The following is a 19,370-nucleotide window of genomic DNA, read 5'->3' as shown; positions in this document are numbered from 1 at the left end:
GCACCCCTCACTCCGCGATGCCCACCACCAGCCAGATGCCGGCGACCCCGGCGACGGTGCACATCAGGGTGGACAGCGCGGGGTGCTTGTGGTGCGCCTCGGGGAGGATCTCGGCGGCGGCGAGGTAGAGCAGGGCGCCGCCGAAGAACCCGAGGTACGCCCCGAGGGGTTCCTTCGGAAGAGTGAACAGGAGAGTGGACGCCGCGCCGATCACCGGCGCCAGGGCGTCCGCGAAGAGCATCAGCAGCGCCTTGCGGCGGTCGTTTCCGTAGACGCGCGTCAGCGTGTACGTGTTGAAGCCGTCGGCGAAGTCGTGGGTGATGACCGCCAGGGCGACCGCCACGCCCATCCCGCCCCCGACCTGGAAGGCCGCCCCGAGCGCGACGCCGTCGGCGAGGCTGTGGCCGACCATCGCGGCGGCTGCGGTGAGGCCGACCTGGGGGACCCGGCCGCCGCGATCCGCCCCGTGCGCGGCATGGCGTACGGCCAGCAGCCGCTCCACGATGTGCGCGGTGAGGAAGCCGGCCACGAAGAGCAGCAGTGCGGCGGGCACGCCGAACACCTCGCCGCCCGCCGCGTCCATGGCCTCCGGGAGCAGGTCGAGGCCCACCACGCCGAGCATCAGCCCGCCCGCGAGTCCGAGCACGAGGTGGCGGCGGTCGGTGACGCGCTGCGCCGCCCACCCGCCCGCCAGGGTCATCAGGAACGCGCCCAGAGCCACGATCACCGCCATGCGCCCTGCTTACCGACTGCCGGGCTTCCGTGCACGCTGTTCCCCCACGTTTCGAGAGGACTCTGGATTGACCGGTCGGATATCCGGCGCGGCCCGCACACCCGGCGGGCGCGTCGTCATCGGTATCGGTGCCCGTGCAGGTGTGTCGGCGGACGAGGTCTGCACGCTGGTCGAGGAGGTCCTGCGCGGGGCCGGGCTGTCGCGGGCGGCGGTGACTGCGCTGGCCACGGTGGCCGGCAAGGCCGAGGAGGCCGGCATCGTGGAGGCGGCCGAACGCTTCGGTGTGCCGCTGGTGACCTACGGTGCGGAGCTCCTGGCGGCGGTCGCGGTCCCGCACCCCTCGGCGGCGGTACGGGCGGCCGCGGGCACGGCTTCGGTGGCGGAGGCCGCCGCGCTGGCGGGCGGCGGGGAACTGCTGGTGCCCAAGACGCGGTCGGTCCGGGCCACGTGCGCGGTGGCCACGGTCCCGGAAGGGGCGCAGGGGCCGGTGCAGGAGCCCGCGCGTGCGGCGGGGGCGGACATGGCCGGTGACGGGGCGGGGGCCGGTGACGGGGCCCGTGACGCGGCCGGCGGCGCAGCCGGTGACGGGCACGACCTGCGGCACCACGGGGACGCCGAGGTGCGGGGGGCCGCGGGCGCGGGGCTGGTCGACCTGGCCGTGAACGTACGGTCCGACACCCCGCCGCGCTGGCTCAAACAGCACATTGCAATGTCACTCGACACGCTGGCCGCGTATCCCGACGGGCGGGCGGCGCGGGCTGCGGTGGCCGCGCGGCACGGGCTGCCGGTGGACCGCGTACTGCTGACGGCCGGGGCCGCGGAGGCCTTCGTCCTGCTGGCGCGGGCCCTGCCGGTCCGGCGGCCCGTGGTGGTCCATCCGCAGTTCACCGAGCCGGAGGCGGCCCTGCGGGACGCGGGGCACCGGGTGGAGCGGGTGCTGCTGCGGGAGCAGGACGGCTTCGTGCTCGACCCGTCGGCGGTTCCGGAGGACGCCGACATGGTGGTGGTCGGCAATCCCACCAACCCGACCTCGGTGCTGCACCCGGCGGACGTGCTGGCGAAGCTGGCCCGGCCGGGGCGGTTCCTCGTGGTCGACGAGGCGTTCATGGACGCGGTGCCCGGTGAGCGGGAGGCCCTCGCGGGCCGTACCGATGTGCCGGGTCTGGTCGTGCTGCGCAGCCTGACCAAGACCTGGGGGCTGGCGGGGTTGCGGATCGGCTACGTGCTGGCCGAACCCGGGACGATCGCCGCGCTGGAGCGCGCCCAGCCGCTGTGGCCGGTCTCGGCGCCGGCGCTGGCGGCAGCGGAGGCCTGCGTCTCGGCCGGTGCCCTCGAGGAGGCCGAGGCCGCGGCCCGGCAGATCGCCGTGGACCGGTCCCATCTGCTGGCGGGTCTGGCGGAGTTCGAGGAGGTGCGGGCGGCCGGTCCGGCCGAGGGGCCGTTCGTCCTGATACGGCTGGAGCGCGCGGACGAGGTGCGGGAGCGGCTGCGGGGCCTGGGCTTCGCGGTGCGGCGCGGTGACACGTTCCCGGGGCTGGGTCCGGACTGGCTGCGGCTGGCCGTACGCGACCGGGCCACCACCGGCCGGTTCCTCCAGGCCCTGGACCAGGCGCTGGCGCTGACCGACCGCTGACCGGCCGGGACGCCCGTACGACGGGGCGGGGAGGGCGCGCCGTCGCGTGCCCTCCCCGCCCGTCAGCCCCTCCCCGGCTCCGCCCCCTCGGGCCGGTCAGGCGCGCCCGCGCCCCCGGGTCAGCACCAGCGCGCCGGCGCCCGTGCCCAGCAGGATCAGGGCGCCGCCGGCGATGTACGGCGTCTTGGAACTGCCGCCGGTCTCGGCCAGGTTGGCGTCTGTGCCGCCGGACTGCGGCTTCATGTCGGGCTTCTCCTCCGGCGCGACGGGCGCGGACTCGGTGGGCTTCGGCTTCGGCTCGGGCTTGGGCTTGGCGGCCTTCGGTGACCGGCAGGTCGCCTGGGCGAGGACGACCTCGCCCTCGACCTCGGCCACGTTGAGCTTGAGCGGGTTCACGGAGACCTTCAGCCGAAGCGCGGTCGCGGCCGCGGTGCGGGAGGTGGTCTCGGTGCTGGACAGGTCGAGGGTGACCTCGCCGACCGCGGGCACGGTGACCTTGGTGGTACCGCCGGCGGACAGGGTGACCTTCTTGCCGAGCACGGTGACCGCGCCGAGGACGTTCGACTCGGCGACCGGCCGGCTGCCGGCCTCGCAGACCGCCCGGGAGGTCACCTTCTCCACCTGGATCAGGGAGAGCAGCGGCAGGCCGGGCAGGTGCACCTTGGCGTTGGCGATGTTCGCGTAGCCCGCGGCGCGGTGCCGGTCGGCGGTCGCCCGGGCGGTGGCCACGTCGGCCCTCAGCACCGTGAGCGGCCGGCCCTGGTCCACCCCGTCCAGGCGCACGGTGAGCGCGGTCCTCTCGGCCTTCGCCGGGGCGTGGACCTCGTTGAGGGTGACCGCGAGGGGGACGTGGACGGTCTTGTTGAGCAGGCCGACGTCGAGTCCGGTGCGCAGTACGACGGCGCTCGCTTTCCCGTCCCCTCCGGCGGTGGCGTGTGCGGGACTTGCGGACATCAGCGCGAAGGGACCTGCGGCGAGTGCGGCGGCAGCCAGCGCGGCGGAAGTGCGGCGTGCGGGCATGCGGGAGGTGGTGCTGTTCAAGGTGGTGGAACCCCCAAGGAGTTATGGAGCCGTCGGCGCCGCCAATGGGGGACATTGCGAGCGCCGAAGACCTCGACCCGGGAATCTTTACGCACTGAGAGTGAACGGGCGGCAACCCGACGTGAGTTCACCCCAAAGAGGGGTTTCCGCGTGCATATTCGAATCTTTTGGCACGGAGGTTCTCGTACGCCCCGTCCGTCACGCACAGAGGCGGCGCGGGCCGGGGCGCGCGCCGCCTCTGCGGTCTGGTTCGGGTGGTTCAAACGAGCCGTGCCGACGGAAGGTAACGCCTCGTCAACCGGCTGCACCGGGCGCTGCGTCAGCCGACGACGCGGCCGTCCAGCACCACGCGGCGCGGTTCGGCGAGCACCCCGACGTCGGCGCGCGGATCGGCGCCGTACACGACGAGGTCCGCCGGGGCCCCCTCGGTCAGTCCCGGCCGCCCGAGCCAGTCGCGGGCGCCCCAGGCCGTCGCCGACAGCGCGTCGAGCACCGGGATCCCGGCCTTCACCAGCTCCGCGACCTCGGCGGCGACGAGCCCGTGCGGGAGCGAGCCGCCGGCGTCCGTCCCGACGTACACCGGCACGCCCGCGTCGTAGGCCGCGCGGACGGTGTCGTAGCGCCGTTCGTACAGCCTGCGCATGTGGGCGGACCAGCGCGGGAACTTTCCCTCGCCGCCCTGGGCGAGCTTGGGGAACGTCGCGATGTTGACCAGCGTCGGGACGATGGCCACCCCGCGCTCGGCGAACAGCGGGATCGTGTCCTCGGTCAGGCCGGTCGCGTGCTCGATGCAGTCGATGCCCGCCTCGACCAGGTCCCGCAGCGCGTCCTCGGCGAAGCAGTGGGCCGTGACCCGGGCCCCGAGCCGGTGGGCCTCGGCGATGGCCGCCTCGACCTCGGCGCGCGGCCAGCAGGCGGTCAGGTCGCCCGCGTCGCGGTCGATCCAGTCCCCGACGAGCTTGACCCAGCCGTCGCTGCGGCGCGCCTCGCGGCCGACGTACGCCACGAGGTCCGCGGGCTCGATCTCGTGGGCGTAGTTGCGGATGTAGCGGCGGGTGCGGGCGATGTGGCGGCCGGCCCTGACGATCTTCGGGAGGTCGGGGCGGTCGTCGATCCAGCGGGTGTCGGAGGGGGATCCGGCGTCCCTGATCAGCAGGGTGCCGGCGTCGCGGTCGGTCAGGGCCTGCTTCTCGCTCGTCGCGTCGTCGACCGGTCCGTGTGCGTCGAGTCCCACGTGGCAGTGCGCGTCGACCAGTCCCGGCAGGGCCCAGCCCTCGACGGTCACGACCTCGCGCGCGGCCCTCGGCCGCTCGTACGCGATCCGCCCGCCGACGACCCAGAGTTCGTCCCGGACCTCCTCGGGGCCGACGAGCACCCGCCCCTTGACGTGCAGCACAGCCTGATCAGCCTGTTCGCTCATGACGGCACTGTACGCAGGCGGCGGTTACCCTCGGGTCACGAGTTCCGGACGATCCCGGACAGCCCCGGACGAAGAGAGCAGCCCCGTGAACCACCCCTTCCTGGACCTCGCCCCGCTGACGGCGGAGCGCTTCGCGTCGATCGAGCGGCGGGTCGCGGATCTGCTCGCCACCGGGCAGGACGTGGTGATCACGCAGGGCGAGGCGCTGCTTCCGCTGGAGGGGTGCATCCGGTCGGGTGCGCGGCCCGGTTCGACCGCGCTGAACATCGTCACCGGGCCGTACGGGACGACGTTCGGCAACTGGCTGCGCGACTGCGGTGCGCAGGTCGTGGACCTGGAGGTGCCCTTCGACTCGGCGGTGTCCGCCGGTCTGGTCGCCGGGGCGCTGGAGGCGCGGCCGGAGATCGACTTCGTGTCCCTCGTGCACGCGGAGGCGGCGACGGGGAACACGAACCCGGTGGCGGAGATCGGTGAGGTCGTACGGTCGCACGGCGCATTGTTCATGCTCGACGCGGTGGCGTCGGTGGGCGCGGAGCCGCTGCTGCCGGACGAGTGGGGCGTGGACCTGTGCGTGATCGGCGCGCAGAAGGCGATGGGCGGCCCGGCGGGGGTCTCGGCGGTGTCGGTGAGCGAGCGCGCCTGGGAGCGGTTCGCCGCGAATCCGGCGGCCCCGCGGCGGTCCTACCTCTCGCTTCTGGACTGGAAGGAGCGCTGGATCGACGGCGGGCGCAAGGCGCTGCTGCACGCTCCGGCGCAGCTGGAGATGCTGGCGCTGGAGGCGTGCGTCGAGCGGATCGAGGCCGAGGGCCTGGATGCCGTGATGCGGCGGCACGCGGCGGCCGCCGCGGCGACGCGGGCGGGGGCCCTGGCGCTGGGCGCGGGCGTGTCGCCGTACGTGCACGAGGCGGCCGCGGCCGCTCCGGTGGCGACGACGCTGCGGGTCGCCGATGCCTCGCTGGTGGCGGCGAAGGCCGTGGCGGCCGACCCGGCGGTGCCGGTTGCGGCCGGGGGAGGCGCGCTGGCCGGGGAGATGTTCCGGGTCAACCACTACGGCTCCGCCGCCGGGCTGGACACGGTCCGCGCCTCCCTGACCGCACTCGCGACGGCCCTGTCCGTCTCCGCCGCCCCGGCGGTGGCGGTGGCGGAGACGGCCTGGGCGGAGGCGGTTCCCGCCTGAGGCGCGACTGCGGGCGGCTCAGGCGGCGGGCTTCACGGGGCGAGGGCGTTCAGCAGGCGGTCCACGTCGCCCTCGGTGTTGTAGAGGTGGAACGCCGCCCGCAGGGTGCCCGCGCGGGCCGCGGTGAGGATTCCCGCCTCGGCCAGCGCGGGCTGGCGGTCCGCCAGGCCCGGTACGGACACGATCGGCGCGTCGCCCGGCACCGGTTCGTGGCCCAGCTCGGCCAGCCCCGCGCGGTAGCGGGCGGCGAGGGCGGTGTCGTGGGCGTGGACGGCGTCGATCCCGGCCCGTTCGAGCAGTTCCAGGGAGCAGTCGGCCGCGTGGTACGCGAGGAAGGCCGGGCTCTCGTCGAACCGCCGTGCGTCGTGGGCCAGTTCCGGCATGGGGCCGTACGTCGCGTCCCATTTCGACTCCGCCGCCACCCAGCCCGCGTGCAGCGGGGTCAGCGTCTCCTGGGCCTCTTCCGAGACGGTGAGGTAGGACGCCCCGCGGGCGGCCATCAGCCACTTGTACCCGGCCGTGACGGTGTACTCGTACGGCGAGGCGTCGAAGGGGAGCCAGCCCGCCGCCTGGGTGGCGTCCACGAGCATGCGGGCGCCGTACCCGGCCGAGGCGGCGCGCACGGCGGCCAGGTCGGCGGTGCGGCCGTCGGCGGACTGCACGGCGCTCAGGGCGACCAGTGCGGTGCTGCGCCGGACCGCCTCGGCCAGCGACTCCAGCGGTGCGAAGCGCACCTTGAGGTCGCCGCGCACCACGAACGGGTTGATCACGGAGGCGAAGTCCCCTTCGGGCAGGAGGACTTCGGCGCCCGGGGGCAGTGAGGCGGAGATCAGGCCGACGTGCGTGGCCACGGCGGAACCGACGGCCACCCGCCCGGGACTCACCCCCACCAGCCGGGCGAAGCGCTCGCGGACGCTCTCGACGCGCCCGAAGTCGCCGAAGCCGGCGGGGTCTCCGGCCGCGGCGGCGTCGGCGAGGGCCCGTACCGCGGTGAGGGCGCGGCGGGGCAGGATCCCGCAGGTGGCCGTGTTGAGGTAGGTGGTCGTGTGCGCGAACTCCGCGCCGGTCACATCGGCAAGGGGAAGATCCATGCCCCCACTGTGCGCCGAACCCGACCCAAAGTCCATGGGTGAATTATCTGCGCAAGCCCATAGCCGGCCTTATGGATGCGGCTCAGGCCCCGGGCACGGCGCAGGCGCCGTCCGGCTCGCACGCCTCCGCGCCGGCGCCGGCCGCACCGCTCCCGGCGTCGGCCCCGTCCGTGGGGACGCGGCCCTCCCAGGCCTGCTCGAGCGCGCGCGTGAACACCTCGGCGGGCTGCCCGCCGGAGATGCCGAACCGGCGGTCGAGGACGAAGAACGGCACGGCGCTGGCGCCGAGTTCGGCCGCCTCGCGCTCGTCCTCGCGCACCTCGTGCGCGTACGCCTCCTCGTCGGCGAGGACGGCACGGGCCTCGGCCTCGTCGAGCCCGGCCTCGACGGCCAGGGCGACCAGCACCTCGGGGTCGAACACCGAGCGCTCCTCGGCGAAGTTGGCCCGGTACGCCAGGTTCAGGAGCGCGTCCTGCCGGCCGCGGGCGGCCGCCAGGTGCAGCAGGCGGTGGATGTCGAAGGTGTTCCCGTGGTCACGGCCCTCGGTGCGGTAGCCGAGGCCCTCCTCGCGGGCGCTGCGCGCGACGTGCTCCTCCATGCCCCGGGCCTCGTCTGGGGTGCGCCCGTACTTGCGGGCGAGCATCTCCACGACGGGGGCGGTGACGCCCTTGGGGCTGCGCGGGTCGAGCTCGAAGGAACGGTGCACGACCTCGATCCGGTCCCGGTGCGCGAACGCGGCCAGCCCCTTCTCGAAGCGCGCCTTGCCGATGTAGCACCAGGGGCACGCGATGTCGCTCCAGATCTCGACGCGCATGTTCGTTCTTCTCTCCGGTCCGTGGGTTCGGGTGGCCGTGCCGGTGACACAGGCGGGCCGGAGGGGTGTCCTCCGGTCACGGAGGGCACAACGCGGGACCGGACCCGGCTCATTCCCGGGCGGGCACCGCGAGCCACAGCGTCACGTGTGATCCCGACCGCGCTTCCGTCTCCTTCTCCCGCCAGCCGTGGGCCGCGTAGAAGGCCTGGGCGCGCAGGTTGTGCTCGTAGACCTCCAGCCGGGCACGGGCCACGCCGGCGCGGCGCCAGGCTTCGACGCAGACCGCGTGCAGCTCGCCGCCGATGCCCCGGCGCCACAGCGGGGGGTCCACGTGGAGCTGGGTGAGGCTCATCTCGCCGTCGACGACGCGGAAGGCCGCGACCCCGGCGACCGCGCCCTTCCGCTCCGCGCACAGCACGCTGCCGTCGCCCCGCTCGACGGCGCGGGCCCAGCCCTCCCGGGTGCGGGCCAGCTCCTCCTGACCCGCGTACGCCTCCACCGGGAGCCGGTCGCGGTAGTAGGTGGCGCGCGCCCGGAAGTGGAGGGCGGCGATCGCGTCGAGGTCGGCCGGTGCAGCGTTTCTGATCATGTACAGGGATACGTGCCGGGCCCCGCGGTGGTTCCCGGCGCCCCCGCCCGCGCCGGGCTACTTCTTCAGCGCCGCGGCCATCATCTTCTGGGCGACCGGGGCCGCCAGCCTGCCGCCGGCGATCTCGGAGCGGTCCGTGTCGGAGTTCTCGATCACGACGGCGACGGCGACCTGCCGGCCGTCGGCCTTGCCGTACGAGGTGAACCAGGCGTACGGGGACTTGCTGTTGTTCACGCCGCGCTGGGCGGTTCCGGTCTTGCCGCCGACCTCGGCGCCGTCGACCTTGGCGGTCTTGCCGCCGCCGTCGTTGACCACGGTCTGCATGGCGTCGCGCAGCTTCGAGGCGGTCTCCTCGCTCATGATCCGCGTCGACCCGGGGTCCTTGAAGCTCTCCAGGACGTTGCCGCTCGCGTCGGTGACCTCGGAGACCATGTGCGGGTGGACGAGCTCGCCGCCGTTCTCGATGGCGGCCGAGACCATGGCCATCTGGAGCGGGGTGGCCGTCACGTCGAACTGGCCGATGCCGGTCTGGGCCACCTGGTCCGGCGACATCTTCTTCTCCGGGTACAGGCTCTTCGTGGCGCGTACGGGGATGTCCTGCTTCGGGTCGTTGAAGCCGAACTTCTCCGCCATGGCCCTCATCTTTTCCTGGCCGAGCTTGTGGGCGAGGTTGGCGAAGACGTTGTTGCAGGAGTACCGGAGCGCGGTGCGCAGCGAGGCGTTCTTGCAGGGCGCGCTGGCGCTCTCGTTCTTCAGCACGGTCACGGTGCCGGGGAGGGTGTACGGGTCGGGGCTGTCGGTGGGCTCGTCGATGGAGCCGTACAGCCCGTCCTCCAGCGCCGCGGCCATGGTGACCAGCTTGAAGGTGGAGCCGGGCGCGACCGGCTGGCGCAGGGCCAGGTTGAACATGGCCTTGCCCTCGTCGGCGGAGAGCTCCTTCCACGCCTTCTCGTACGCCTTCGTGCTGCCGGCGATCCGGCCGGGGTCGTACGACGGGTTGACGACGATGCCGAGGACCTCGCCGGTGGCGGGGTCGATCGCGACGGCCGCGCCGGTCTTGCCCTTGAGCGCGTCGTAGCCCGCCTTCTGGACCGCGGGGTCGATGGTGGTGATCACGTTGCCCGGGTCCGCCCGCTTGCCGGTCAGGGCGTCGAGGGGGTTCTTCAGCCGGCTGTCGGAGCCGTCCAGGACCTTCTCGTAGAGCTTCTCCAGCTGGTTCTTGCCGTAGACCTGCGAGCTGTACCCGGTGACCGGCGCGTACAGCGGACCGTCCTTGTAGGTCCGCATGTACATGAAGTTGCCCTGGTCCACCTTCTTGGAACCCGTGACGGCGTCCCCGCCCACGATGATGTTCCCGAGCGGTGCCGCATAGCGCTCGATGGTGGTCCGCTTGTTGTGCTCGTCGTCTGCGAGGGCCTGGCCTTGGTACGCCTGGACCCAGGTGACCCGCACCAGCAGGGCGAGTACCAGGAGCAGGCAGAAGACCGACGCACGCCTGATCGTCTTGTTCATCCCCCTGGATGACGCACGACCGGCCCCGGCCGTTCCGTTCTGCCCCGGTTGTGGCGGAGTTCTCAGGCTTTCTTCATCATCAGACCTCCCTCGAAGGCCGCGATGACCGCCTGGGTGCGGTCCCGGGAGCCGGTCTTGGCGAGCACGGCCGCGACGTGGGTCTTGACCGTGGCCGGCCCCACTCCGAGGCGCTCGCTGATCTCGTTGTTGGACAGGCCCGCGGCCATCAGCCGCAGGACGTCCGACTCCCGGCCGGTCAGCCGGGCCACCCAGGCGGGGGCGGCGGGAGCCTTCCGGGCGTGCTCGGCTGCCAGGGCCCGCACGGCCGCGGGGAACAGCACCGATTCGCTGCGGGCGACCAGCCGGACCGCGCCGATCAGCTCCTCCGCCGCCGCCCGCTTGAGCAGGAACCCGGCTGCTCCGGCGCGCAGGGCGTCGTAGACGTACGCGTCGTTCTCGAAGGTGGTGACGACCACGATCCGCGGTGGCTCGGACAGGGTCGCGAGGATCTGCTCCGTCGCCCGTATTCCGTCGATCCCGGGCATCCTGACGTCCATCAGGACCACGTCCGGGCGCCGCTCCCGCACCAGCGACACGGCCTCCGCGCCGTCGGCGGCCTCGCCGACGACCTCCAGGTCCGGTTCCGCGTCCAGGATCACGCGCAGCGCAGTGCGCACCATGCGCTCGTCGTCGGCGAGCACGATCCGCAGCGGCGTCCCCGGCCCGGCCGAACCCGTCACACCCGTCATACCTGCCGCACCTGTCATCTCTGCCGCACCCTTCACGTCCGTCGCACCCTTCACGTCCGTCCTCCCCGGGCAGCGCCGAGCGGGAGGGTCGCCCGAAGCCGCCAGCCGCTTCCGTGCTCCCCCGCCTCGACTCCGCCCCCCAGCAGCACCGCGCGCTCGCGGATTCCGCGCAGCCCCCGGCCCCCGGTCTCCCGGCGCACTGCAGAGCCACCGCCGCCCGCGTCCTCGCGCAGGACCGGATTGCTCAACACGATCTCCAGCTCCCTCGACTCGCCGGTCGCGGCGCCCGCCGCTTCCTCTCCGTGCACCTCGATCCGCAGGTGCACCGGCCCGGTGCCGTGCCGCAGGGCGTTGCTCAGTCCCTCCTGCACGATCCGGTACCCCTCCCGCGAGACCAGCGCCGGCAGCCCGGACCAGTCGGCGGGCGCCGCCACCTCGACCGCGATGCCGCCCGCTCGGGTACGGGCCAGCAGCCCGTCCAGGTCCGCGGCCAGCGTCGGCGCGGGTGCCGTGTCCGGCCGCGCCTCGTCCCCGTCCCGCAGCAGGCCCAGGACCGCGTCGAGCTCCCCGACCGTGCGCCGCGTGGTCTCCTCGATCGCGGCCAGGGCCTCCCGTACGAACTCCGGGTCGGCGTCGAGCACCCGGCGGGCCGCACCGGCCTGCAGGGTGACCGCGCTGAGGGCGTGCCCCACCGAGTCGTGCAGCTCCCGGGCCAGCCGGTTGCGGACGGCCAGGTCCGCGGCCCGCTCCTCGGCCGCCGCCAGCCGGTCGGCGGGCGTGGGTCCGAGCAGCACGGGCGCCAGCCTGGCCAGCAGTGCGGAGGCCGCCGCCGCACATCCGGCGGTCGCCACCAGCAGCACCAGCCCGGTCAGCGGGGCCACCACCGGCGCGCGGCCGGCGTCGAACCACGGGGTCAGCCCGTACTTCGAGTCCCGCACCGGCTGCGAGAACGGGAGCAGCATCAGCACCACCGCCATCGGCGGCACCGCCAGGGTGATCCCGCTGACCACGGCGCCGAGTCCGAGGTGCAGCGTCCACCAGCCGGCGCTGCGCACCCGGGCGGCCCGGGACCGGGCGGGGCCGTCGGCCAGCAGCTCCCCCGGCACCGCGCACAGCGCCCGCACCGCAGCCACCGACATCGGCCGGACCAGCGGGAACAGCGCCGTCACCGCGGCCACCGGCAGCGCCAGCCCGTACGCGGCCAGCATCAGCGGGAACGTGGAGAGGGCGCTCGTGCCGTCCGCGAAAATCCCGACCACCACGGACGCCAGGAGGAAGTACGGCATGAGCAGCGCGCCCCCGAGTATCAGGTGGACCCAGCGCAGCCGCGCCCGCGCCCCGGCCAGCCGCTGCACCACGCTCCTCACGCGGCTCGACGGGCCGTCAGGAACCGTGCCGTGACGGCCAGTACGAGCAATCCTGTGATCATCTGGCCAGCGTAGGCCAGATGGAGGACCAGGGTGGTCCGACGGTCCGGGTCCGCGTCGGGGGCGAGCGAGGCGAGCAGCAGCCAGGCTCCCCAGCAGAGCGCCGCGGCCGACCCCACCCAGGCCGCGGCCAGGGGTATCCGGGCCCGCAGCCGCCCGCCGCGCGCCAGGAGCAGGGCGCCGGTCACCGCGGCGACCACCGCCAGGGCGTACTGGCCGTGCATGACGGCGTAGGACGCGGACCGGCCGGCGGCCTGGTCGGCGCTGAGCCCGGCCGTCCCCCCGAGGGCCCAGTGGGCGTGGACGGCGACGGTCCCCGCGCCGGTCGCGACGGCGGCTGCGGCGGCCGCCCGCGCCCCGGCCTGCATCCGGCCCCCGAGCGCCCCCTGCCAGCGCCGCCCCCACCGCTCGCGGGCGTACGGCACGAAGAGGGCCGCGAGGGCGAGCGCCTGGATGCTGAAGCCGGTGTAGACGACCTGGTAGACCCAGGGGTCGAGGAACGGCTCGACCGCCCGCCCGCTCTCCCGCCCGCCCCCGCCGAGGGCCTGCACGATCAACTGGCCGGGAAACCCGACGAGGACGGGAGTCAGCAGCCCGGTCGCGACGTAGACCGGCCCGGCGAGCAGCCAGGAGGGCACCCGCCGGCCCCACGGTCTGGTCAGCAGCAGGACCAGCACCACGAGCGCGGCGTCCATGGCGAGCGTCGCCGCATTGGCCACGGTCATGAAGAGCCCGGGGTCCCGCAGGACGCTGCCCTCGGGTATGCCCACGTGACTGCCCGCCAGCCAGGCCGACTTCAGGAACAGGTACGGCACGGTGGCGGCCAGGGCGACGGCCCGCAGGGCGCGCCGGACGGGCCCGGGGGAGGCGCCGTGCACCGCAGGGGCGCCGGCCGCAGCCACGCGCGTGGTGGCTGCAGAGACGGCGGCCGCGGGAGCAGTGGCGGTGCCGGGCGCCGTGGCGCCGTCCGGGCAGTGGGGAGCGGTTCGCGAGGTCATGGCTCCACGATCCCGGCCGCCCCCGGGCCCCCGCCTCCCCCGCAGCGGTGAACCGCCTCCCCCGCACGGGGGAAGCGCCCCCACCCCCACGGGGGAGACGCCCGCGGCGGACCGGCGCCAACGCCCGGCGACCACCCGACACCCGACACCCGACGCCCGACGCCCGACGCCCGCCCGACCGCCGCCCGCCTGGGACAGCGCCCGCCCGGGACAGCCCCCGCCCGGGACGCCCCCCGCCCGGGACGGCGCGACGCCTCAGAGCCGCCGCGTCGCCAGGGTCAGCCGGTCCCGCGCGTCGAACAGCGCCTCCCTGATGGCCTGTTCGTGCCCCGGGGTCAGCCGGGCCACCGGCACCGAACAGCTGATCGCGTCCCGGGCCGGGGTGCGGTACGGCACCGCCACCCCGAAGCAGCGCAGCCCGAGGGTGTTCTCCTCCCGGTCCACGGCGTAGCCCTGCTCCCGTACCAGCGCGAGCTCCTCGATCAGCTGCTCGCGGTCGGTGAGCGTGTGCTCGGTGACCGGCTCGAGCCGCTCCGGGAGCATCGCGCGGACCTGCTCGTCGCTGTGCGTGGCCAGCAGGGCCTTGCCCAGGGCCGTCGAGTACGCGGGCAGCCGCCGGCCGACCCGGGTGAACGGCCGCAGGAAGTGCTGGGACTGCCGGGTGGCGAGGTACACCACGCTCGTGCCGTCGAGCCGGGCGAGGTGGATGGTCTCGGTGGTGTCGTCGGAGAGCCGGTCGAGGGTTGGCCGGGCCGCGGCGACCACCTCGTCGCCGTCGATGTACGAGCTGCCGACGAGCAGGGCCCGCACCCCGATGCCGTACCGCGTGCCGGTGGCGTCGGTCTCCACCCAGCCCAGGTCGACCAGGGTGCGCAGCAGCATGTAGAGGCTGGATTTGGGGTAGCCCACGGCCTCCTGGATCTCGGCCAGGCTGTGCAGCCCCGGGCGGGCCGCGCACCACTCCAGCAACTCGACCGTGCGCACGGCTGACTTGACCGGCGCCGCCCCTGACTCGGCTGTAGTCATTCGCGTCTTGCCCCTCTTGTCACGCCTACGGCGCGGAAATAGAGTCCGCACCAGAACCGATCATTCACCTACACGAACGCCGTTCAGAATACTGAACGACATGGTGCGGGTCAGCGTAGATCCAGGAGGCAGCGGCGCCATGGGAGCACCAGTCTGGAGTGTGGACCCCCGCACCGGGAAGCGGCACGGGCAGGTTGCGGCGGAGGCCACACCCCAGGACGTGGACGCCGCCGTCCGCGCGGCCCACGGGGCCCGCACCGCGCTCGCCGACCGGACCGTGCGGATCGCCTTCCTGCGCGCCGCCGCCGACCTCCTGGACGCATCCGCCGCCGAGGTGGTCGCCACCGCCGACGCCGAGACCGCGCTCGGCACCGCCCGGCTCACCGGCGAGCTCGCCCGCACCACGTCCCAGCTGCGCGCCTTCGCCGACGGCGTCGAGGAGGGCGACTACCTCGACATCCGGATCGACCACGCCGATCCGGCCCTCACCCCGCCCCGGCCGGAGCTGCGCCGCTACAAGATCCCGCTCGGTGTGGTCGCCGTGTACGCCGCCTCGAACTTCCCCCTCGCCTTCTCCGTCCCCGGCGGCGACACGGCGAGCGCGCTGGCCGCGGGCTGCCCGGTCGTGGTCAAGGCCCACCCGGACCACCCCGCCACCTCCGGGCTGTGCGCCTCCCTGCTGCGCTCCGCCGCCGTCGGCGCCGGGCTGCCCGCGGACGTGGTCGCCGTCGTCCACGGCTTCGACGCGGGGCTGGAGCTGATCCGCCACCCGCTGACGGCAGCGGCCGGCTTCACCGGGTCGATCCGCGGGGGACGCGCCCTGTTCGACGCCGCGGCGGCCCGCCCCGTACCCATCCCCTTCCACGGCGAGCTCGGCTCCCTCAACCCCGTCGTGGTCACCGCCGACGCCGCGGCCGAGCGCGCCGGGGAGATCGGCGCCGGGCTCGCGGCCGCCATGACCCTGGGCGTCGGACAGTTCTGCGTGAAGCCCGGGCTCGTGCTGGTGCCGGAAGGCCCCGACGGGGACCTCCTCACCGAGGCGCTGGCCAAGGCCGTCGGCGCCGTCGAGCCGGGCGTGCTGCTCGACCACCGGATGCGCGACGCCTTCGTGGAGGGCGTCCGCGAGCGCGCCGCGCTCCCGGACGTCGCGGCCCCCGTCGACCCCGGCGCGGGCCCCGGTCAGACCGTCCGTGCGGGATTCCTCTCCGTACCCGCCCGCCGTCTGACCGGGGACGCGGGCCACGGACTCCTGCTGGAGGAGTGCTTCGGCCCGGTCACCGTCGTCGCCCGGTACGCCGGCCCCGACGAGGCCGCGGACGTGCTGGCCCGGCTCCCCGGAAACCTCAGCGCCACCCTCCAGCTGTCCGCCGCGGAGGCGGCCGGCGCCCCGGGCCCGGCCGCCGGGCTCCTCGCGCGGGCCACCGCGCTGGCCGGCCGGGTGCTCGTCAACGGCTGGCCCACCGGTGTGGCCGTCGCGCCCGCCCAGCACCACGGCGGCCCCTACCCGGCCGCGACCTCGCACTCCACCTCCGTCGGCGGAACCGCGATCGAGCGGTGGCTGCGGCCGGTGGCCTACCAGTCCGTCCCCGGCCCGCTGCTGCCGCCGGAGCTGCGCGACGGAAACCCGCTGGGGCTGCCGCGGCGCGTCGACGGGCGCAGGCTCGACGGGCGGGGTGGGCCGTCCGGCACCCCCGGCAGCGCCGGCGCCCCCGGCACGGAAACCCCTTGCTGACCCGCCCGTGAGCAGGGGAGCCTTGGGGCGTGCCGAGACCTCATGGATTCACGTTCGAACAGCGCGGTGACGGAAGCGTCGTCATCACCCATCAAGGGCGTGCCGCGGGCACGCTGCGAGGGGGCCGGGCGGAGAAGTTCCTCGCCGAGGTCCAGTCGGGTGACGGCCAAATGGTGATGGCCCGGTGGACCGGGGCGTACAAGTTCGGCAACGAGCGCACCGCCCGCAACCACCCGCGCAACCGCCGCTGAACTTCCCGCAGGGCAAGGGAACGGCAAAGGCACTTCGGTCGTTCTCCGGGCATGACCGCTATGACCCCTGGTTCGAACCTCCCGCTGAACACCGTCCGCGTGACGGTCGACGTGGCCGCTCCGGTACGGCTCGACGTATCGGGGCTCCTGCTCGCCGCGGACGGCAAGGTGCGTTCCGACGACGACTTCATCTTCTACAACCAGCCGTCGGGACCCGGTGTCAGCTACCGGTCCGGCGGCGGGGCGGCTCCCGACGCGATCACGGTGGACACGTCCGCCGTCCCGCCGGGCATCGAGAAGATCGTGGTCACCGCCAGCCCCGACGCCGCGGGACAGACCTTCCAGGGCATCGAGCCCACGGCCACCGTGCGCAACGCCGACGACGGCAGCGTGATCGCCACCTTCACCCCGCCCCAGCTGGGCGCGGAGACCGCCCTGGTCGTCGTCGAGGTGTACGTGCGCGGCGGGGTCTGGAAGGTGCGCGCGGTCGGCCAGGGGTACGCGGACGGCCTCGCCGGGATCGCGAAGGACTTCGGCGTCTCGGTCGACGAGGAGCCCGCCGCTCCGGCCGCGGCCGCCCCGGTCGCTCCCCCGGCCCCGGTCGCTCCCCCGGTCCCCCCGTCGGCGCCGCAGCCCGCAGCGTGGCCGGCCGCGCCCTCCACCCCCACCATGCCCGTCGCGCCGTCGGCGCCCGCCGCGGCAGCCCCGGCCCCTGCGCCCGCCGCTGCCGCCGCGAGCGGGAAGATCAACCTCGACAAGGGCCGGGTCAACCTCCAGAAGAACCAGACCGTCTCCCTGGTCAAGGGCGGCCGCCCGCTGCTCTCCCAGGTCAAGATGGGCCTGGGCTGGGAGCCCGCCTTCCGCGGCAAGGACATCGACCTCGACGCCTCGGTCATCGCGTACGGCCCGCAGCGCAACCACCTGGACAGCTGCTACTTCGGCAAGCTGTCCATCCTGGGCGGGGCCATCAAGCACTCCGGTGACAACCTGACCGGCGAGGGCGCCGGCGACGACGAGGTGATCGTCGTCGACCTCGGCCGGCTGCCCGCCGAGGCCACGGGCCTCGTCTTCACGGTGAACTCCTTCTCCGGACAGAAGTTCACCGACGTCGCCAAGGCCTACTGCCGGCTGATCGACGCGGCCACCGGCGAGGAGCTGGTCCGCTTCGACCTCACCAGTGCCGAGCCCCAGACCGGCGTGATGATGGCCAAGCTGATCAAGCAGTTCTCCGGCGAATGGGAGATGACGGCCATGGGCGAGTTTGTGAAGTCCCGCACAGTGCGGGGCATGGTCAAGCCCGCTGCCCAGGCACTTTGACCGGAGGGGCGGGCCGGACATGACGCATTCGAGCGAAACTCGAGTTTCACTGTCAGTGCCCGCCCCTAATCTGGATCCCATGCACGACACACTCATGCCCGCGGGCCCTGCGCGCCCTTCCGCCGCCGAGGCGAACCACGCGATAAGGATGCTCGTCGAGAACCTCGCGGACGAGGAGTGGCCGGCCGAGGCGTACGAATTCCTGCTGGAGGAGTGGGCCGCCGCCTCCCGCGCGGAGGCCGAGGCCGAGGCAGCCGCCCGCTGACCCGTCCGTCCGGCCCCGGCCGTTCAGGCCGCCCCCGACCCCGCCGGGCTGCCGGTCGAAGCCCGGCCGCCGGCCCCTGCCGCTCCGGTCAGCGCTTGCGGCGCCAGGGCCCGGTGACGGCCAGCATGACGCCCGGGTCCTGGATGTTGACGAAGAGCGTCCGCCCGTCGGGCGAAAAGCACACCCCGGTGAACTCCGAGTACTCCGGCTCCTCCGCCGTCCCGATGTTCAGCTCGTTGCGCGCCAGCGGATAGGTGCGGCCGCTCTCCGTCGCACCGAAGAGGTGCTGGAGCCCGGATCCGTCCTCCGCGATGACCAGCCCGCCGTACGGTGACACGGTGATGTTGTCGGGCCCGTCGTAACCGCCCTCCGCCGGATCGGCGTTCACCCCGAGCAGCACCGTCAGCCGGATCGTGCGCCGCTTCGGGTCGTAGAACCACACCTGGCCGTCGTGCGCCGCTCCCGGGCTCTCCTCACGGGCGTACGACGAGACGAAGTACGCCCCGCCGTCGGCCCACCACATGCCCTCCAGCTTGCGGGCCCGCGTGACGGCGTTGTCCCCGAACTGCTTGCGCACCGCCACCGTGCGGCCGTCCCGGTCCGGTACGTCGATCCAGTCGACCCCGTAGACGGTCCCGATCCGGGTCGCCCGCGAGAGGTCGTCCACGAACCGGCCCGCGCTGTCGAAGCACTTGGCGGCCTGCAGCACGCCCGCGTCGTCGGCGAGCGCGCGCAGCCTGCCGCGCCCGTGCCGGAAGCCCTGCGGCGGAACCCAGCGGAACAGCAGGCCGTTGGGGCCCGACGCGTCCTCGGTCAGGTAGGCGTGGCCCCGCTTGGGGTCGATGACCACGGCCTCGTGCTCGAAGCGGCCGAGGGCCTTCACGGGCTTCGGGTCGCGGTTGGCGCGCCGGTCGTGCGGATCCACCTCGAAGACGTAGCCGTGGTCCTTGGTCATGCCGTTGCTGCCCGCGCGGTCGGCGTTCTCCTCACAGGTCAGCCAGGTGCCCCACGGGGTGCTGCCGCCCGCGCAGTTGGTCGACGTACCGGCGATGCCGACCCATTCCGCGACCTCGCCGCCCCGCCGGACCTCGACGACCGTGCAGCCGCCGGCCGCGGCCGGGTCGTACACGAGGCCCTCGGCGAGCGGCACCGGGTGGGCCCACTTCGAACGGACGCCCTTCAGCTCGTGGTTGTTGACGAGCAGGGTCACCCCGCGCGGCCCCTCGAAGGCGGCCGTCCCGTCGTGGTTGGACGGGGTGGACTCGCCGGACTCCAGGGTGGTGACCCCGCTGTGCGTGAGGACGCGGTACGAGAACCCGGCGGGCAGCGCCAGGATGCCGGCCGGGTCCGGGACGAGCGGTCCGTACCCGGGGGCGCAGCGCCGGTCCGCGCCCGCCGCCCCCGCGTCCGCAGCCGCCCCGGCCACCGTGCTCTCGTCGGCCGCCAGCGCGCCGGGGGCCGTGGCCAGGGCCCCGACCGTCCCGGTGAGGGCGACTCCCGCCCCGGCGGCGGCCGTTCGGGCGGCGAATTCTCTGCGGCTGAGCGGCATCGGTTCTCCTTGTGGGGACGCATGCGCCGGTGTTCCGGTCGGCGGA

Annotated in this window: 18 protein-coding genes; 6 read left to right on the top strand and 12 right to left on the bottom strand. The window is 74.3% G+C overall.

Annotated features, from left to right (window positions below; translation table 11 throughout):
* Positions 1–7: 7 nt before the first annotated feature.
* Entirely contained in the window at positions 8–733 is a 726-nt protein-coding gene (locus tag ACZ7H1_RS18360) for a ZIP family metal transporter (RefSeq protein WP_470787839.1), read from the bottom strand.
* 67 nt (positions 734–800) lie between these two features.
* Between ACZ7H1_RS18360 and cobC the strand changes: the two genes are divergently transcribed.
* Positions 801–2,366 (top strand): Rv2231c family pyridoxal phosphate-dependent protein CobC, encoded by a 1,566-nt coding sequence (gene cobC, locus ACZ7H1_RS18355; RefSeq protein WP_470787838.1) that lies wholly within the window; start codon positions 801–803, stop codon positions 2,364–2,366.
* Positions 2,367–2,462: 96 nt separating this feature from the next.
* Here the strand turns inward: cobC and ACZ7H1_RS18350 are convergent, their stop codons facing one another.
* Positions 2,463–3,386 (bottom strand): SCO1860 family LAETG-anchored protein, encoded by a 924-nt coding sequence (locus ACZ7H1_RS18350; protein ID WP_470787836.1) that lies wholly within the window; start codon positions 3,384–3,386, stop codon positions 2,463–2,465.
* 340 nt (positions 3,387–3,726) lie between these two features.
* On the bottom strand, positions 3,727–4,827 hold the full coding sequence (locus tag ACZ7H1_RS18345) for an amidohydrolase family protein (protein ID WP_470787835.1): 1,101 nt from the start codon (positions 4,825–4,827) through the stop codon (positions 3,727–3,729).
* A gap of 85 nt (positions 4,828–4,912) precedes the next feature.
* Between ACZ7H1_RS18345 and ACZ7H1_RS18340 the strand changes: the two genes are divergently transcribed.
* On the top strand, positions 4,913–6,004 hold the full coding sequence (locus tag ACZ7H1_RS18340; protein WP_470787833.1) for an aminotransferase class V-fold PLP-dependent enzyme: 1,092 nt from the start codon (positions 4,913–4,915) through the stop codon (positions 6,002–6,004).
* Between the two features lie 32 nt (positions 6,005–6,036).
* Here the strand turns inward: ACZ7H1_RS18340 and ACZ7H1_RS18335 are convergent, their stop codons facing one another.
* The 8 genes from ACZ7H1_RS18335 to ACZ7H1_RS18300 all read right to left on the bottom strand — a co-directional run bounded on the left by ACZ7H1_RS18335 (position 6,037) and on the right by ACZ7H1_RS18300 (position 14,210).
* Positions 6,037–7,095, bottom strand: a complete 1,059-nt coding sequence (locus ACZ7H1_RS18335) for an aminotransferase class V-fold PLP-dependent enzyme (RefSeq protein WP_470787832.1) — start codon at positions 7,093–7,095, stop codon at positions 6,037–6,039.
* A gap of 82 nt (positions 7,096–7,177) precedes the next feature.
* Positions 7,178–7,909, bottom strand: coding sequence for a DsbA family oxidoreductase (locus ACZ7H1_RS18330; RefSeq protein ID WP_470787831.1), 732 nt, complete (start codon positions 7,907–7,909; stop codon positions 7,178–7,180).
* Positions 7,910–8,018: 109 nt separating this feature from the next.
* A complete protein-coding gene (locus ACZ7H1_RS18325) occupies positions 8,019–8,498 on the bottom strand; it encodes a GNAT family N-acetyltransferase (RefSeq protein ID WP_470787830.1) in 480 nt (159 codons plus the stop codon).
* A gap of 57 nt (positions 8,499–8,555) precedes the next feature.
* Positions 8,556–10,010, bottom strand: coding sequence for a peptidoglycan D,D-transpeptidase FtsI family protein (locus ACZ7H1_RS18320; protein ID WP_470787829.1), 1,455 nt, complete (start codon positions 10,008–10,010; stop codon positions 8,556–8,558).
* Positions 10,011–10,072: 62 nt separating this feature from the next.
* Entirely contained in the window at positions 10,073–10,759 is a 687-nt protein-coding gene (locus tag ACZ7H1_RS18315) for a response regulator transcription factor (protein ID WP_470787828.1), read from the bottom strand.
* Positions 10,760–10,809: 50 nt separating this feature from the next.
* Positions 10,810–12,126, bottom strand: a complete 1,317-nt coding sequence (locus ACZ7H1_RS18310; RefSeq protein ID WP_470787827.1) for a sensor histidine kinase — start codon at positions 12,124–12,126, stop codon at positions 10,810–10,812.
* On the bottom strand, positions 12,123–13,184 hold the full coding sequence (locus tag ACZ7H1_RS18305; protein WP_470787825.1) for a hypothetical protein: 1,062 nt from the start codon (positions 13,182–13,184) through the stop codon (positions 12,123–12,125). The genes ACZ7H1_RS18310 and ACZ7H1_RS18305 overlap by 4 nt, the downstream gene beginning before the upstream one ends.
* A gap of 255 nt (positions 13,185–13,439) precedes the next feature.
* Positions 13,440–14,210: an IclR family transcriptional regulator gene (locus ACZ7H1_RS18300; RefSeq protein WP_470787824.1), complete on the bottom strand. Its 771-nt coding sequence runs from the start codon at positions 14,208–14,210 to the stop codon at positions 13,440–13,442.
* A gap of 139 nt (positions 14,211–14,349) precedes the next feature.
* Here ACZ7H1_RS18300 and ACZ7H1_RS18295 point away from each other — a divergent pair, with 139 nt between their 5' ends.
* From ACZ7H1_RS18295 to ACZ7H1_RS18280, 4 genes are all read left to right on the top strand, one after another.
* On the top strand, positions 14,350–15,942 hold the full coding sequence (locus tag ACZ7H1_RS18295) for an aldehyde dehydrogenase (NADP(+)) (RefSeq protein ID WP_470787822.1): 1,593 nt from the start codon (positions 14,350–14,352) through the stop codon (positions 15,940–15,942).
* 29 nt (positions 15,943–15,971) lie between these two features.
* Positions 15,972–16,193, top strand: a complete 222-nt coding sequence (locus ACZ7H1_RS18290) for a hypothetical protein (protein ID WP_470787820.1) — start codon at positions 15,972–15,974, stop codon at positions 16,191–16,193.
* A 51-nt stretch (positions 16,194–16,244) separates the two neighbouring features.
* Positions 16,245–17,510 carry a TerD family protein gene (locus ACZ7H1_RS18285; RefSeq protein ID WP_470787818.1) on the top strand — a complete coding sequence of 422 codons (1,266 nt, stop codon included), beginning with the start codon at positions 16,245–16,247 and terminating at the stop codon, positions 17,508–17,510.
* 79 nt (positions 17,511–17,589) lie between these two features.
* On the top strand, positions 17,590–17,775 hold the full coding sequence (locus ACZ7H1_RS18280) for a hypothetical protein (protein WP_470787816.1): 186 nt from the start codon (positions 17,590–17,592) through the stop codon (positions 17,773–17,775).
* Between the two features lie 88 nt (positions 17,776–17,863).
* Here the strand turns inward: ACZ7H1_RS18280 and ACZ7H1_RS18275 are convergent, their stop codons facing one another.
* Entirely contained in the window at positions 17,864–19,324 is a 1,461-nt protein-coding gene (locus ACZ7H1_RS18275; protein WP_470787814.1) for an alkaline phosphatase PhoX, read from the bottom strand.
* Positions 19,325–19,370: the final 46 nt, after the last annotated feature.

Source organism: Streptomyces sp. NPDC037401 (assembly GCF_055602345.1).
The sequence above is the reverse complement of the archived record's forward strand: the minus strand, read 5'-3'. Positions and strand labels throughout refer to the sequence as shown.

What these genes read in the sequence shown, in the direction of transcription:
- ACZ7H1_RS18360 (WP_470787839.1), bottom strand. Translation starts at nt 733, where the DNA reads ATGGCGGTGATCGTGGCTCTGGGCGCGTTCCTGATGACCCTGGCGGGC.
- ACZ7H1_RS18350 (WP_470787836.1), bottom strand. Translation starts at nt 3,386, where the DNA reads ATGCCCGCACGCCGCACTTCCGCCGCGCTGGCTGCCGCCGCACTCGCC.
- ACZ7H1_RS18345 (WP_470787835.1), bottom strand. Translation starts at nt 4,827, where the DNA reads ATGAGCGAACAGGCTGATCAGGCTGTGCTGCACGTCAAGGGGCGGGTG.
- ACZ7H1_RS18335 (WP_470787832.1), bottom strand. Translation starts at nt 7,095, where the DNA reads ATGGATCTTCCCCTTGCCGATGTGACCGGCGCGGAGTTCGCGCACACG.
- ACZ7H1_RS18330 (WP_470787831.1), bottom strand. Translation starts at nt 7,909, where the DNA reads ATGCGCGTCGAGATCTGGAGCGACATCGCGTGCCCCTGGTGCTACATC.
- ACZ7H1_RS18325 (WP_470787830.1), bottom strand. Translation starts at nt 8,498, where the DNA reads ATGATCAGAAACGCTGCACCGGCCGACCTCGACGCGATCGCCGCCCTC.
- ACZ7H1_RS18320 (WP_470787829.1), bottom strand. Translation starts at nt 10,010, where the DNA reads ATGAACAAGACGATCAGGCGTGCGTCGGTCTTCTGCCTGCTCCTGGTA.
- ACZ7H1_RS18315 (WP_470787828.1), bottom strand. Translation starts at nt 10,759, where the DNA reads ATGACGGGTGTGACGGGTTCGGCCGGGCCGGGGACGCCGCTGCGGATC.
- ACZ7H1_RS18305 (WP_470787825.1), bottom strand. Translation starts at nt 13,184, where the DNA reads ATGACCTCGCGAACCGCTCCCCACTGCCCGGACGGCGCCACGGCGCCC.
- ACZ7H1_RS18300 (WP_470787824.1), bottom strand. Translation starts at nt 14,210, where the DNA reads ATGACTACAGCCGAGTCAGGGGCGGCGCCGGTCAAGTCAGCCGTGCGC.
- ACZ7H1_RS18295 (WP_470787822.1), top strand. Translation starts at nt 14,350, where the DNA reads ATGGGAGCACCAGTCTGGAGTGTGGACCCCCGCACCGGGAAGCGGCAC.
- ACZ7H1_RS18285 (WP_470787818.1), top strand. Translation starts at nt 16,245, where the DNA reads ATGACCGCTATGACCCCTGGTTCGAACCTCCCGCTGAACACCGTCCGC.
- ACZ7H1_RS18280 (WP_470787816.1), top strand. Translation starts at nt 17,590, where the DNA reads ATGCACGACACACTCATGCCCGCGGGCCCTGCGCGCCCTTCCGCCGCC.
- ACZ7H1_RS18275 (WP_470787814.1), bottom strand. Translation starts at nt 19,324, where the DNA reads ATGCCGCTCAGCCGCAGAGAATTCGCCGCCCGAACGGCCGCCGCCGGG.